General features: G+C 63.2%; 14 protein-coding genes. 9 read left to right on the top strand and 5 right to left on the bottom strand.

Annotated elements, in window-relative coordinates; all coding sequences use genetic code 11:
• Positions 1 to 42 precede the first annotated feature (42 nt).
• A complete protein-coding gene (locus tag AC5ZG5_RS17310) occupies positions 43 to 456 on the bottom strand; it encodes a Ros/MucR family transcriptional regulator (protein ID WP_028166163.1) in 414 nt (137 codons plus the stop codon).
• 181 nt (positions 457 to 637) lie between these two features.
• Positions 638 to 1573, bottom strand: coding sequence for a DUF308 domain-containing protein (locus tag AC5ZG5_RS17305; RefSeq protein WP_456643051.1), 936 nt, complete (start codon positions 1571 to 1573; stop codon positions 638 to 640).
• 334 nt (positions 1574 to 1907) lie between these two features.
• Here AC5ZG5_RS17305 and AC5ZG5_RS17300 point away from each other — a divergent pair, with 334 nt between their 5' ends.
• Both AC5ZG5_RS17300 and AC5ZG5_RS17295 read left to right on the top strand, forming a co-directional pair.
• Positions 1908 to 3557, top strand: a complete 1650-nt coding sequence (locus AC5ZG5_RS17300; protein ID WP_456642975.1) for a glycosyltransferase family 39 protein — start codon at positions 1908 to 1910, stop codon at positions 3555 to 3557.
• Positions 3558 to 3662: 105 nt separating this feature from the next.
• Positions 3663 to 4442 (top strand): class II aldolase/adducin family protein, encoded by a 780-nt coding sequence (locus AC5ZG5_RS17295; RefSeq protein WP_028166166.1) that lies wholly within the window; start codon positions 3663 to 3665, stop codon positions 4440 to 4442.
• Positions 4443 to 4636: 194 nt separating this feature from the next.
• Here the strand turns inward: AC5ZG5_RS17295 and AC5ZG5_RS17290 are convergent, their stop codons facing one another.
• The 3 genes from AC5ZG5_RS17290 to AC5ZG5_RS17280 form a co-directional block, all read right to left on the bottom strand.
• The gene (locus tag AC5ZG5_RS17290; RefSeq protein ID WP_130227230.1) at positions 4637 to 6040 is read right to left on the bottom strand and encodes a M20/M25/M40 family metallo-hydrolase; all 1404 of its coding nucleotides are present in this window, start codon (positions 6038 to 6040) and stop codon (positions 4637 to 4639) included.
• A gap of 11 nt (positions 6041 to 6051) precedes the next feature.
• Positions 6052 to 7377 carry a glycosyltransferase family 87 protein gene (locus AC5ZG5_RS17285; RefSeq protein ID WP_456642976.1) on the bottom strand — a complete coding sequence of 442 codons (1326 nt, stop codon included), beginning with the start codon at positions 7375 to 7377 and terminating at the stop codon, positions 6052 to 6054.
• Between the two features lie 180 nt (positions 7378 to 7557).
• Entirely contained in the window at positions 7558 to 9180 is a 1623-nt protein-coding gene (locus AC5ZG5_RS17280) for a helicase HerA-like domain-containing protein (RefSeq protein ID WP_456642977.1), read from the bottom strand.
• Between the two features lie 345 nt (positions 9181 to 9525).
• Between AC5ZG5_RS17280 and AC5ZG5_RS17275 the strand changes: the two genes are divergently transcribed.
• The 7 genes from AC5ZG5_RS17275 to AC5ZG5_RS17245 all read left to right on the top strand — a co-directional run bounded on the left by AC5ZG5_RS17275 (position 9526) and on the right by AC5ZG5_RS17245 (position 14583).
• Entirely contained in the window at positions 9526 to 9891 is a 366-nt protein-coding gene (locus tag AC5ZG5_RS17275; RefSeq protein ID WP_456642978.1) for a DUF2267 domain-containing protein, read from the top strand.
• Between the two features lie 37 nt (positions 9892 to 9928).
• The gene (locus AC5ZG5_RS17270; RefSeq protein ID WP_130227233.1) at positions 9929 to 10336 is read left to right on the top strand and encodes a DUF4332 domain-containing protein; all 408 of its coding nucleotides are present in this window, start codon (positions 9929 to 9931) and stop codon (positions 10334 to 10336) included.
• Between the two features lie 68 nt (positions 10337 to 10404).
• Positions 10405 to 11241: a dihydropteroate synthase gene (gene folP, locus AC5ZG5_RS17265; protein WP_456642979.1), complete on the top strand. Its 837-nt coding sequence runs from the start codon at positions 10405 to 10407 to the stop codon at positions 11239 to 11241.
• Positions 11238 to 11618 carry a dihydroneopterin aldolase gene (gene folB / locus AC5ZG5_RS17260; protein ID WP_130227235.1) on the top strand — a complete coding sequence of 127 codons (381 nt, stop codon included), beginning with the start codon at positions 11238 to 11240 and terminating at the stop codon, positions 11616 to 11618. The genes folP and folB overlap by 4 nt, the downstream gene beginning before the upstream one ends.
• Positions 11611 to 12099, top strand: coding sequence for a 2-amino-4-hydroxy-6-hydroxymethyldihydropteridine diphosphokinase (folK, locus tag AC5ZG5_RS17255; RefSeq protein WP_456642980.1), 489 nt, complete (start codon positions 11611 to 11613; stop codon positions 12097 to 12099). The genes folB and folK overlap by 8 nt, the downstream gene beginning before the upstream one ends.
• 151 nt (positions 12100 to 12250) lie before the next feature.
• Complete coding sequence (locus AC5ZG5_RS17250) at positions 12251 to 14116, top strand: methylmalonyl-CoA mutase family protein (protein ID WP_456642981.1); 1866 nt, start codon at positions 12251 to 12253, stop codon at positions 14114 to 14116.
• Positions 14117 to 14118: 2 nt separating this feature from the next.
• On the top strand, positions 14119 to 14583 hold the full coding sequence (locus tag AC5ZG5_RS17245) for a GFA family protein (RefSeq protein ID WP_456642982.1): 465 nt from the start codon (positions 14119 to 14121) through the stop codon (positions 14581 to 14583).
• Positions 14584 to 14596 lie beyond the last annotated feature (13 nt).

The raw sequence follows: 14596 nt of genomic DNA, 5'->3' as shown, positions 1-14596 counted from the left end.
TTTTGACGCGCTTTCTTCAGGCACTTCGCCTGAAAGGCTATGCTACTTCCGCTTCCGCTGCTGCTGGCCGAGGCCCATCTTCTTGGCGAGCTGTGAGCGCGCCACCGCATAGTTCGGCGCGACCATCGGATAGTCGGCCGGCAATCCCCATTTCTCCCGGTATTGTTCCGGCGTCATGTTGTACTGCGTGCGCAGGTGACGCTTCAGCGACTTGAATCGCTTACCGTCTTCCAGGCAGACCAAATATTCTGATGTAACCGATTTCTTCACGGACACCGCGGGCTTGGCCGGCTCGAGCGGCGCCTCGGTCCGTCCGCTGGCAACCCGCATCAGCGCGGCATGCACCTGGCTGATCAGGTTGGGAATCTCCGAGGCCTGGGTCGGATTGTTGCTGAGATAGGCCGATACGATGTTGGCGGTCAGTTCGACAGGGCTTTTGCCGGTGGCATCGGTCATCGCGCAACCTTCTCTTGAGGCTTGGACGTTGGCAAAGGGGCAGGACCGCAGACAATATCGGGCTACGCCAATACATCAGCGGAGCCCCGCATTACTTCCAAATATGAGCGGATTACCGGGAATCTAGCAAGAACGACGCGGCTTTATTTTTCAAGACGCGCGATTGCAAGTATTTCCCGATCTATGACGAACGCTGCTCGAGATGCGACCGCAGCTCGTCGATGGAGGCGAAGCGCATCATGCCTTCCGGCATCTGCGCCTCGATCGAACCGTCGGAATAGAGCGAATAGGCCATGCCGTCGACGACGCCCGATTTCAGCACCGTCACCGGCGGCTGCTCCTGCGGCTGCGGCGGACGACGGTCGGCCAACGGCGCGCTGGAGCTCTCGCCTGGGGTCGAGGGCATGCGGGGCGCGCGGCGCGGCGGAAGGTCGGACGGTCGTTGCCGCTCCGGTCTCGGCCAGTTGTCATCGAAGTTCACCTGCTGCGACTCGCCCGATTCGGCGGCCGGCGCCAGTGGATTCGAACGCGGCTCCGGCGAGAGCATGTCGGGCGTCAAAGGCTCGCCTGTGCGTGGCTGGGCCCGTTCACGCTCCTTGCGCGTGGAGGAGAACATCAGGTTGCGCCGCTTGGGACCTGCCGGGCCAACCTCCGACGGTTCCGCACCTGGCGGAGCGACGGGCGGCAACTCGTTGCGGGCACGATCGCGCGCGGCAGCCTCGTGATACCAGGGCGGCGGGGTCGCACCGGCCGCCGCGGGTCCCTCCGGCTCACCGTCCCCAGAACCGTCTGCCGCTGGTTGACCGCGCCTGAACGGGAAGCCCCCCTCGGGCGCAGCCGCAGCACGCGGCGCAACGGGTGGCAGCGGGAATTCGTGGTGCGGCTCTTCGCGGAACGCCTCTTCAGGCACCCCCGTGCCCAGGCGCCGGGCGAGATTCCGCAGCTCCCGGACATTGAGCCAGAGGCCGAACATGATCAGGCCGGTGCAGAACCCGAACACACCGGAGAGAATCAGCGTGCTGCCGACGCTGAATTCCTTGTATTGAATGCCATAGCCGATCGCCAGCAGGCCCGCCAAAAGCAGGCCAAAACCCGCGACCAACATCCCGACCATCATCAAACTCACCCCCGAAAACCGCGCTAAATCTACGCGCCGGCCCCCTATTCCACGATACCGTCATATTATGTGCATCGCCAACCAACAATTCCGGAGACGGTTCCTATCCGGATCTTGAACAGGATTACCGCTCTGTTCGCCTCTCAGGACAGTCGGCCGGCAACGCGCCCCCCGTAGATTTACCGGCTACGAATTGATGCCAAATTGCTGCGACGCATCAGTAAATTACGCCACAATTCCCAATTACTCGTTAGTGGAACTGCGCTATATGGATGCCGGGGAATGAGGCCCTAAAGCGCCACTAGGGCCGAGGGACGCCGGGTCACCAATAGCCATGTCATCCATTACGACTTCTGCCATCGAAACGCCCACGCGGCGCTCGGTGGAAAAGACTTGCGATGATCTTGCGATCATCGTGCTGAGCGCGGTCGCGCTGATCGCGGGCCTCACGTTCCGTGATTACGGGCTGGGTTGGGACGATTACACCCACGCCGAATACGCCGACCTCCTGCTGCGCATGTATGGTTCCGGCTTCAAGGACACCGGCGCGCTGTCGTTCGCCAATCTGTACATGTATGGCGGCGGTTTCGACATGGCGGCGGCGCTGCTCCACAAGGTCATCCCGCTCGAACTGTTCGAAACCCGCCGGCTGCTCGGCGCCGTCGTCGGCGTGATCGGGCTCGCGGTCACCTGGCGGCTCGGCCGCCGCGTGGGCGGTCCCCTGGCCGGCCTTGCCGCGCTCCTGTTGCTCGCGCTGTGCCCGACCTTCTACGGCCACATGTTCATGAACCCGAAGGATGCGCCATTCGCGGTGGCGATGATGATCCTGCTGATGGGCCTTGTGCGTCTTGCCGAGGAGTATCCGGCGCCCTCGCCGCGCACCATCCTGATCGTCGGGTTTGGCGCCGGGCTTTCGCTCGGCTGCCGGGTTCTCGGCGGTCTGGCATTGATCTACGCCGCGGTGGGTTTCGTGCCGCTGTTGCTTGAAGAAGTTCGCAAGCAAGGCCCGCGCGAGGCGGCGCATCGCTTCGGCCATGTGGTCTACGTGCTGCTGCCCGGGTTGATCTTCGGCTATCTGGTGATGGGCCTGATCTGGCCGTGGTCGATCATGGAACCGGGCCACCCGCTCGAGGCCGTGACCTATTTCTCGCACTTCTTCGAGAAACCCTGGAAGGAGATGTTCGACGGCGCGCTGGTCTCGGTGCCGGATATGCCGTGGTCCTATCTGCCGACGCTGTTCGCGCTGCAGCTTCCCGAGGTGCTGCTGGGCCTCCTGGTCGCAGCTGTTGTCATGAGCCTGATGTCGCTGTCGCGCGCCGACGTTACCGCGCGGCGCAAGACCATCCTCTTGATGCTGACGCTGGCGGCAACGCTTCCACTGGTCATCGCAATGGTGAAGCGGCCGGCGCTCTATAACGGCATCCGCCATTTCATTTTCGTGATCCCGCCGATGACGGTGCTGGCCGGCTTTGCTTTCGCCCGCACCATGGACTGGCTCGGCGAAAAGCGTCGGAGCTGGCAGCCGGTGGCGCTCGCCGTCTTCACCTTCGGCCTGCTGCTGCCGCTCAGCGAGATGATCCGGCTCCATCCTTACCAATATACCCACTTCAACCATATCGCCGGCACGGTCCGCGGTGCCGACGACCTGTTCATGCTGGACTACTGGGGTCTAGCCCTGAAGCAGGCCTCCGATGGCCTGCGCGAGCAATTGATCGAGCGACAGGAAATTCCGCCGCTTAACGGCAAATGGAAGGTCGCCGTCTGCGGCCCGCAGCGCCCGGCGCAGGTTGCGCTCGGCCCGGACTTCACCATCGGCTGGGACAGCCAATCCGCCGATTTCGCCATGACGCTCGGCGAGTTCTACTGCAAGGGCCTGACCGCGCCCGTGCTGGTCGAGATCAAGCGCGATGATGTCGTATTCGCCCGCGTCTACGATATCCGCGGCCGAAGCATTTCGAGCCTGCTCGCGATTCCTGCGCCGTAGGGCCCGCGCACAAGGGCATATCAGTCACGCCGAACCTGCCTTGCTGCCGGCCGGCGGCAAGGCTACGCTTCCCATTGACAAATCAACACATGGGAGAAGCCGGTCATGTCGCCAGCGGAAGCTCGCCTGAAGGAAGTGTCCTCGGATATGACGGATGCCGAGTGGCAACAGCGCGTCAACCTCGCCGCCTGCTACCGCCTCGTGGCGCTGTATGGCTGGGACGATCTGGTCGACACTCACATCTCCGCGCGCGTGCCGGGGCCGGAGCATCATTTCCTGATCAATCCGTACGGCCTGATGTTCGAGGAGATCACGGCCTCCAGCCTGGTCAAGGTCGATCTGGGCGGCAATCTGCTGTCGAAGACCGACTACAACATCAACCCCGCCGGCTTCACCATCCATTCCGCCATCCACGAGGTGCGCGAGGACGCCGGCTGCGTGCTTCATCTGCACACGCCTGACGGCACCGCCGTCTCGAGCGATCCGGAAGGGCTGCTGCCGCTGAACCAGACCGCCCAGCTCGTCACCCACGATCTCGCCTATCACGACTATGAGGGCATCGCGCTCGATCATGACGAGCGCCCGCGGCTGCAGCGCGATCTCGGCAGCAAGAACCATATGCTCTTGCGCAATCACGGCACGCTGACGGTCGGCCGCTCCGTCGCCTCCGCCTTCGAGCGCATGTACCATCTGGAGCGGGCCTGCACCATGCAGGTGCGCACCCGCATGCTGGGCCCGACCGTCTACCCGGTCGAGCAGTCCGTGATCGACAAGAACACCGCGCTGCTCTCCAATCCCGACCGCGCCGAACTGCGCTCGACAACGCTGGTCTGGCCGCCGCTCTTGCGCAAGCTCGACCGCATCGACCCGAGCTTCCGCAATTGAATTTTCGGGATTTTCGTGTAAGGTTGCTTCCAACAACCTCTGCACTACCGAATAAAAGCGCCGCCCAATTCCGGGCGGCGTTTTAGCTTTTGGTGGATCAGTCATTGCCGGGCTCGACCCGGCAATCCATCAACCTCGCGAAGAGTCTGTTTCGATGGATGCGCGGGTCAAGCCCGCGCGTGACGACAACGCCGCTATCTCGGCGCCTCCGCGAGCGCGGCCAGAATCCGGGCCCAGGAGCGGATGCCTTTGTGGAAGCTCTTGAGGTCGTACTTCTCGTTCGGCGAATGGATGTTGTCGTCGTCGAGCCCGAAGCCGACCAGAAGCGAATCGAGGCCGAGCGTGCGCTTGAAATCGGCGACGATCGGGATCGATGCGCCGGAACCCATGAGAACCGCTTCCTTGCCCCATTCTTCCGTCAATGCGCGCTTGGCGGCGGCGAGCGGCTTCATGTTCCAGTCGAGCGCAATAGCGGGCGCGCTGGAATGGTCGCCGAACTCAACCGAACAATCGTCCGGGATCCGCGCCGTCACGTAATCGCGGAACGCCTTTCGGATCTTGGCAGGATCCTGCCCTTCGACCAGGCGGAACGAAACCTTGGCCGAGGCGAGCGACGGGATCACCGTCTTCGAGCCTTCGCCGATATAGCCGCCCACGATGCCATTGATGTCGCAGGTCGGGCGCGAGGAAATCTGCTCAATCAGAAGACGATCCTTCTCGCCGGCCGGCACGGAGAGCCCAATCGGCTTCAGGAAAGTCTCGGGCGTCAGGTTGAGCTTCTTCCACTGCTCCAGTACATCCGCCGGCAGGTCCTTCACCCCGTCGTAAAAGCCGGGAATGGTGATGCGACCATTGTCGTCGAACAAGCCGCCGAGAATGCGGGTCAGCACGCGGATCGGATTCTGCGCCCCGCCGCCGAACACGCCGGAATGCAAGTCGCGGTTGGCGGCCTTGATCTTGACCTCGTCATAGACGAGGCCGCGCAACGACGTGGTGATCGCCGGCGTGTTCGGATCCCACATGCCGGTATCGCAGACCAGCGCGAAATCGGCCTTGAACTCCGACTTGTTGGCTTCCAGGAACGGCACGAAGTTCTTCGAGCCAACCTCCTCCTCGCCCTCGATCAGGATGGTGATGTCGACCGGCAGCGAACCCGCGACCTGCTTCCAGGCGCGGCAGGCTTCGATGAAGGTCATCAACTGCCCCTTGTCGTCCTCCGCGCCGCGCGCAACGATGATCTTGCGGCCATCGGCATGATCGGTGACCACGGGCTCGAACGGCGGACGGTGCCACAGATCAAGTGGATCGACCGGCTGCACGTCGTAATGGCCGTAGAACAGAACGTGCGGCCGGCCATCCGTGCCGCCATTGGCCTTGGCGACGATGGCGGGATGGCCCGCGGTCGGCCTGACCTCAGCCGCAAAGCCGAGCGTGGCGATGTCCTTGGCGAGGTGCTCTGCCGCCGCCTTGCAGTCAGCCGCGAAGGCCGGATCGGCCGAGATCGATTTGATCCGCAGCAGCGAGAACAGCCGCTCCAGGCTGTTGTCGAAATCGGCGTCGATGCGGTCGAGGACCGCCTGAAGCTTTGGATTGGACATCGCTGAATTTCCTAGCTGTGGGCGCTGTTGTCACCGGGTTTTAGCGCGCCCGCCGCCGCAGGCAAAGCGTCGGCGGCATCGGCCGCAGGCGAATGCCGCATGTGCCAGACCAATCCCCCCGCGAGCACGATGGTTGCCACGAGATTGTTACCATAGGCCTGCACATCGATCGGAAACAGCGGCAGCGACAACAAAAGCAGGCAGCCTGCAACGCCGAGCAGGACCCATGTCCCGGTCCTGACCGCCGGCCGCGGATCATAGGCGGCGCGATGCATCAGGACCGTCATCGGGAAGAACAGCCACAGGAAGTAGTATTGCCGCGCCAGCGGCGAGGCCACCGTCATCAGGCAGAACAGGATGCCGATCTCCTCCGCATCGGATTTCTCGGTCCGGCGCGATGCGGGCGGCATTACCGCGATATAGCCGACACCAAGCGCGAGCGAGACCGCAAGCACGATCAGGTTCGCGGTCTTGAAGTCGAGATCGACGATGTTCATGTACCGCGCTGGCTTCGCCTTGAATGGATCGTCCTGGTTGTAGTTCACCGGACGCGTCAGCCGATGCGTCATCGCGATGATCGACTGGTTGACCCAGGACCAGTTCTGCTCGTCGCGCTGACCAAAGCCTTTTTCCGAGCTCGAGCCGACCATGCCCTGATACCAGGTCTTCAATTCCGTGACGTTGTGCTGGAAGCCGCGGAACGGCGCCGGCAGCAGGAACAGGAACACGATAAGAAACACCAGCGTACTCGCAACCGCCGTCCAGTGCCTGCGCCAGATCAGATAGGGCAATACCGCTACCGGGAACACCTTGATGGCAGTCGCCAGCGCAAACATGCTTCCCGCGAGCCACGGCCGCTTCTGCCGCAACAGCCAGAATCCATACAGCATCATCGCCAGCAGGATCAGGTTCGGCTGGCCGAGATCGAACATATCGAAGACAAATGTGAGCGTAACGAGGCCGGGCAACGCCTCCAACAGCCAGCCCGGCTTGCGGCCCGAGCCCGCCATCGCGTGCGACAACTGCGCCGTCATCCACCAGGCGACGATGTTGAGCAGGGAGAGCGCGAGATAGAGCGCAACCTTGCCGAAATAGCTGGGCGCTGCGAGCAGCACCGCCGGCAGCGGCGGGTAGATGAAATCAAAATAGGTATGGGGATCGGCGGGATAGAGATCCTTGCCCTGCAGCACCTGCTGCCCGGCCCAGTACCACAACGGATAATCCTTGGTCTTGCCGTGTCCGAAAATCTCGGGAACGAGCACATCGGCGGTCAGCGCGATGCAGCCGAGGAAGAACAGGATGTCGAGCGGTGCCCGAAGTGACGGATATCTCAGCACAAGCTCGTTCCAGACATCAGCAAGCCGTTGATCCTTTTCATTTCGTGATAACGCAGGGATTGCTTCGCTTCGATTGCAATCACGGTGGTTGGAGCGGAGAGCAGTCCCCGTTCGTCATTGCGAGGAGCGGAGCGACAAAGCAATCCGTCCCTCGTCACAATCTGGTGTCGCAGCCAGACCCTACCGCCGCAACAGCCCGCCGAGTGCGCCGCGCACCAGTGCACGTCCGATCGAGCCGCCGACCTGACCGCCGACCGATTTGCCGACGTCGGCCACGATGCCGCCGATCACCTTGTTGGTGACCGAACGGGTGACGTTGCGCGCGATGACCTGGCCGGTCGACAGCCTGCCGCGCCTGACATTGGTGCCAAAGATCGTGGCGGCAATATCGCCGATCTGCCCGAGAATGCCACCGCCTCCACCGGCTTCCGAACCGTCCGCCGGCGCCGCCGCGCCCTCGATCCGCTTCTGGAGTATCTCGTAAGCGGATTCGGAATCGATCGCGGTATCGTATTTGCCCTTGAATGGGCTTGCGTCGATGATCTTCTTGCGCTCCTCCGGCGTAACCGGCCCGATCCGCGCTGACGGCGGCCGGATCATCACGCGCTCGACTATCGACGGCGTACCGCTTCCTTCGAGGAAGGACACCAGCGCCTCGCCCTTGCCGAGTTCCATGATCACGCGGGCGGTATCGAGCTTCGGATTGGGCCGGAACGTCTGCGCGGCGGCGGCGACCGCCTTCTGGTCGCGCGGCGTGAAGGCGCGCAAGGCGTGCTGCACGCGGTTGCCCAATTGCGCGAGCACCTTGTCCGGCACGTCGATCGGATTCTGGGTGACAAAGTAGACGCCGACGCCTTTCGAGCGGATCAGCCGCACCACCTGCTCGATCTTGTCCAGCAGCGCTTTCGGCGCATCGTTGAACAAGAGATGCGCCTCGTCGAAGAAGAACACCAGCTTCGGCTTCGGCAGGTCGCCGGCCTCCGGCAGTTCTTCGAACAATTCTGAAAGCATCCACAACAGGAAGGTTGCATAGAGCCGCGGGCTCTGCATCAACTTGTCGGCAGCGAGGATATTGACGATGCCGCGGCCATCGCTGTCGGTCTTCATGAAATCCTTCAGCGTCAACGCCGGCTCGCCGAAGAATTTCGCGCCGCCCTGATTTTCCAGCACCAGGAGCTGACGCTGGATGGTCCCGACGGTCGCCTTGCTGACATTGCCGAAGCTCTGCGCCGCTTTGCGGAGCGGCTCCAGCGGATCGTCCTCATCATCGGCGGATTTCTTGCCGCCAGACGGCACAATCGCATCCAGAAGCGCGCGCAGATCCTTCATGTCGATCAGTGCAAGCCCGTTCTCGTCGGCGACGCGGAACGCGACGTTGAGAACGCCTTCCTGGACGTCGTTCAGATCGAGCATTCGTGACAGCAACAGCGGTCCCATCTCGGTGACGGTCGCTCGCACCGGATGCCCCTGCTCGCCGAACACATCCCAGAACACCGTCGAGAACTGGTCCGGCTGGAATTTCAGCCCCATCTCGCTGGCGCGCTTGACAACGAAGTCCTTGGCCTCGCCGACTTCAGCGATCCCGGACAGATCTCCCTTGATATCGGCGGCAAAGACCGGAACGCCGGCGCGCGCAAATCCTTCCGCCATCACCTGCAGTGTGACGGTCTTGCCAGTTCCCGTTGCACCGGTAACAAGTCCGTGGCGATTGGCGAGCGCCAGCGTCAACCACGCCGCTTGTTCGCCCTTACCGATAAAAATCTTTTCGTCCGTATCGGCAATCTTGTTGTCGGAAATCGCCATCGCATCGCCTCTTCGCGCGTATCGGGAAGGTACCTTCCCCGAACGCAACCATCATATTGCATCTTGCCCGTCGATTAAAACTGTCAAGCGCCGCCAGCGCTTTTTTGCCACCCGGACGCGACATTCTCATCTTCTCTTTCGCTTGCGAGCCGTTCAAAAACCGATGACGCAACGCGATAGAACAGCGCGATTAGCATATGTACTCTTGCATTACTGCAACACTTCGCCTGTGATGAGGACGAAAAGTGGGATCATCTGCGCTCGTCGCTTGTAATTCATGGCACAGGCGCTCAAGATCAATTCCCAAGCAAGGTCCGGCGGCAAGCCGGCTGAGGGCGGGGCAAGATGGACGAACTGGTTGGACGGCTGGCCGCCGAGGCCGGCATCGATAGCGCTGTCGCCGAAAAGACCGTCGGCATCGTTCTGGGTTTCCTCCGTCGGGAGGGGCCATCCAGCCAGGTTGAAGCGCTGATCGACCAGATTCCGGGCGCGGAAGCGGCGATCGCGGCCGCGGACAGCAGTGCAGGTCTCGTGCGATTGATGGGCGGTGGATTGATGGCTGTCGGCACCAGGCTGATGGCGCTCGGCCTCAGCATGAATGAGGTTCAGCAGATTGCGCGTGAACTTTTCCGGTTCGGGCGCGACAAACTCGGAGCGGATCAGATGGGCGAGATCATCGCGGGGACACCAGGACTCAGCCAATTTGCTTGAACGCACCCTCAGGTTGAGTCATTCAATACCAGACATCATGACATACCCACTTTCCGAGATCGACGGTCTGAGCGCCTATTGCGCCTCGAAATTGAAGGCTCAGGGCATTCGCACCACGGACGCGCTGCTTGAAGCCGCCCGCACCGTCAAGGGACGCAAGACGCTCGCGGCCAAGACCGGCATCAGCGAACAACAATTGCTCGAATGGGCCAACGTCTCCGACTACATGCGCATTCCCGGGATGGGCAAGGCAAAGGTCGGGTTGGTCCGCGCCGCCGGCGTCACCACCGTTCGCGAACTCGCACTGCGCAATCCGGCGCGCCTTGCGCAGAACATGAAGGACGTGAACACCAAGCGTAAGCTCGTCCGCGTGCTGCCCTCGGAGAAATCCGTCGAGCTCTTGATCGAGCGCGCACGCAAATTGCCGCCCAAGATCACTTACTAAACCTGTTCGCTATTCCCGGCTTGACTCGCCGGTGCGGGACGCGCAAATCGACCGGCATGATTGCTGCGATGCAAAGGGACGCCCATTCCGGCGGGACTTCGGTGCTGCCGGCGCTGCTATCCCGGCCCTACCCGGCCGTGATGGGCGTGCTCAACATCACTCCGGATTCCTTTTCCGACGGCGGCCGGTTTGCCGCGCCCGAACAGGCGCTGGCGCAGGCGCGCAAGATGGTCGCCGATGGCGCTGATATCATCGACATCGGCGCCGAATCCACCCGCCCCTATGGTTCCCAGCCGGTCTCGGCCGAAGACGAGTTGCGGCGGCTTAAACCCGTCCTGGCGGATGTCGTCGCGCTCGGCGTGCCCGTATCGATCGACAGCATGAAATCGGACGTCGTGGCCTGGGCGCTCGATCACGGCGCGCTCATCGCCAACGATGTCTGGGGCCTGCAGCGCGATGCCGGCATGGCGCCCCTGGTCGCGGCGCGGCATCTGCCCGTCATCATCATGCATAACCGCGACAACGCCGATCCCTCGATCGACATCATGAAGGATGTTTCGGCCTTCTTCGCCCGTTCGCTCGACATCGCCGCCAAGACTGGCATTTCGACGGACCAGATCGTGCTCGATCCCGGCATCGGCTTCGGCAAGACGCCGCAGCAGAGCATGATGGTGCTGGCGCGGCTTGCAGAGCTTTCCGCGTTCGGCCTGCCGCTTCTCGTCGGCGCCTCGCGCAAGCGCTTCATCAGCACCGTGACGCCGTCAGAGCCCGACCGGCGCATCGGCGGCTCGATCGCGGCGCATCTCATCGCCGCGCAAGGCGGCGCGCAGATCATCCGCGCCCACGACGTTGCGGAAACGGTGCAGGCATTACGGGTGGCGGCAGCGATCAGGGGGCAGCAATGACCGATACGATCTTCATCACCGGCATCTTCATCCATGCCCGTCACGGCGTAATGGAACACGAGAGCGAAGTCGGGCAGCGCTTCGTCATCGATCTCGAACTCTCCGTGGATCTCTCCGAATCCTCGCGCACCGACAAGCTTGCTGACACCGTGTCCTATTCAAACGTGGTGGCGACCGCAACCGAGGCATTCAAGGATACCAATTACAAGCTCCTGGAGCGGGCCGCGGGCGCGGTGGCGGAGGCGGTGCTGTCGACCTTCCCTCGCATCAGCGCAGTCAAGGTCACCGTGCACAAGCCGCACGCGCCGATCGCCGCGATCTTCGAGGATGTCGGCGTGGTGCTGACGCGCACGCGGCAATCAGCCGCGCATGGCTAGCGCGCTGATCGCATTGGGCGGCAATCTCGGCGACGTCCGCACGACGTTCAACAAGGCTATTCCCCAAATCTGCGGCATGACGCAGGCCGCGCTGGTGGCCCGCTCGGCGGATTATGCCACGCGCCCCTGGGGCGACGAGCAACAGCCAGACTTCGTCAATGCCTGCATCGAGATTGAAACCAGCCTCGATCCCCACGCGCTATTATTCTGTCTGCAGAAGGTCGAGGCCAAGTTCGGCCGCGACCGCTCTCCCGAACGCCGCTTCGGCCCGCGCACGCTCGATCTCGACCTGATCGCCTATGACGATGTCAGGATCGACCGGCCGGAGTTGACGCTGCCGCACCCTCGTCTGTTCGAGCGCGCCTTCGTGCTGGTGCCGCTGGCGGAGATCGCGCGCGACCGTGTCATTGCGGGACGGACGATCAAAGATGCGCTGGCGGCGGTTTCGACCGACGGTATTGTACGGCTCCCGGAGCCGTAGTCCCGGTAGGGTGGAACACGCAACCCGGGTGGGCGTCTGCGCTTCACCCGGGCTACGGGATTGCGGTACTGAAAACAGCGTTTGGCTTGGCGGCTTCGGCGTGGCAATTTCCGGCCAAACGGCGAGGACGACTTGAGGAACGATAGGGCGGATGACGACCACGACTGACGATCTGCGACTGGCGGCCGATTTCGCGCCGGCGACTTACGAGGACTGGCGCAAGCTGGTGGACGGCGTCCTGAAGGGCGCGCCGTTCGAGAAACTGGTCGGCAAGACCTATGACGGGATCAAAATCGAGCCGATCTATCGCCGCGCCACCAATGCCAGCCCGATCGCCGGCCGCGGCCAGGCTGCGCCCTGGCAGATCATGCAGCGGATCGATGATCCGGACCCGCGCCGCGCCAATGCGCAGGCGCTGCATGATCTCGAGAATGGCGCCACCGGCCTCGCGCTGGTCTTCGCCGGCGGCAGCGGCGCCCATGGCTTCGGACTCGAGCCGACAGCGGAAGCCGTCGACAAGGTGCTTGACGGCATCTACCTCGACGCCGGCATCGCCCTTGATCTTCAGATCGGCCCGCAATCGCGGATGGCCGCAATCCATGTCGCGGAATATGTGAAGCGCAGGGGATTTGATCCCGCGAACTGCGACATCCGTTTCGGGCTCGATCCGCTGGCGGCCTGCGCGGTCTGGGGCTTCAGCCCCTATGACTGGAGCGAGATCGTCCCGGCGGTGACCGGCGCCGTCAAAGGCCTGATGGCGCTCGGCTTCAAGGGGCCTTTCGCCGCCGCCGACGGGCGCGTGATCCATGATGCCGGCGGATCGGAGGTGCAGGAACTCGCCTTCGTGCTGGCAAGCGGGGTCGCCTATCTGCGCGCCGTCGAACAGGCCGGTGTTGCGCTCGAAGATGCCCAAAGCATGATCTATGCGCGGCTCAGTGCCGATGCCGACCAATTCCTGACGCTGGCGAAATTCCGCGCGCTGCGGCTCCTGTGGGCTCGGATCGAGCAAGCCTGCGGACTGACGCCACGGCCATTGTTCATCGCCGCCGACAGCGCCTGGCGGATGCTCACGAAGCGCGATGCCTATGTGAACATGCTGCGCGCCACCATGGCCACGTTCGCCGCGGGGCTTGGCGGCGCCAACGCCGTCACCGTGCTGCCGCACACGTTGGCGCTGGGCCTGCCCGACGACTTCGCCCGGCGCGTTGCGCGCAACACCCAGCTCATTCTCCTGGAAGAGTCCAATCTTTCGAAAGTATCCGATCCGGCAGCGGGCTCCGGCGGCATCGAGACGCTGACGAAGGAGCTTTGCGAAGCGACCTGGTTGTTGTTCCAGGAGATCGAAAGCGCCGGCGGCATCTTTGCCGCGCTTCAGCAGAACCTGATCCAGCGCAAGGTCGCCGCGACGCGCGCGGCGCGCGAGGCCAACATCGCCAAGCGTCGCGACGTGCTGACCGGCGCCAGCGAGTTTCCGAACCTGCACGAAGCCGATGCAACGGTGCTGGAAGCAAAGCCGGTTGTGCTACCAGCTTATGGTGAGGCCAAGTTCAAGTTCGTCGCGCTGTCACCGATGCGGCTCGCTGACCCCTTCGAGGCACTGCGCGACAAATCCGACGCAAAGTTGAAGTCGAGCGGGGCCCGTCCAAAAATCTTCCTCGCCAATCTCGGCACGCCCGCCGACTTCACCGCGCGCGCTACCTTTGCGAAGAGCTTTTTCGAGACCGGCGGCATCGAGGCGCTCGAGAGCCAGGGATTTTCCGATCCCGCGGCGCTCGCGGCCGCCTTCAAGGCGTCGGGGACCGCAATCGCCTGTCTGTGTTCCTCGGATAAGGTCTACGCGGAACAGGCCGCTGCGGCTGCCAAGGCCCTTCAAGCCGCCGGCGCAAGGCATATCTATCTGGCTGGACGGCCGGGGGAGCTGGAAGCCGCGCTGCGCGCGACCGGCGTGACCGATTTTGTCTTCGCCGGCTGCGACGCGCTGGCGACGCTGCAGGAAGCCTATCGGCGGATGGAGTGAGCATGACGTCGAGCCAAAAACCCGTTCTGACCGGCGGCTGCCAATGCGGCGCCATCCGTTTTGCGGTGACGGCGGCACCTACGCGGATCAGCATCTGCCATTGCCGGATGTGCCAGAAGGCCTCCGGCGCGCCGTTTGCCTCCTTCGCCGATATCGAGCGGACCGATTTCACCTGGACCCGTGGTAAGCCGGCGTCGTTCCGTTCCTCTTCAATTGCCGAGCGCGACTTCTGCCCCGCCTGCGGCACCCCCTTGAGCTTCCACCTCATCGACGGTCCCCGGATCGAGATCATGACCGGCGCCTTCGACCGGCCCGACATGGTGGTGCCGACCCGGCAATACGGCACCGAATCCCGCCTCGGCTGGGTGGTCGGCATCGCGAACCTGCCGAGCCAGACCACGCAACAGAATTACGGGCCGGAGAAGATGGCGACGATCGTCAGCCACCAGCATCCGGACCATGATTGAGGGCGGCCTGTTG

The sequence above is a fragment of the Bradyrhizobium sp. Ses1 genome (assembly GCF_059512365.1).
This window is presented reverse-complemented; position numbering and strand designations above follow the sequence as displayed.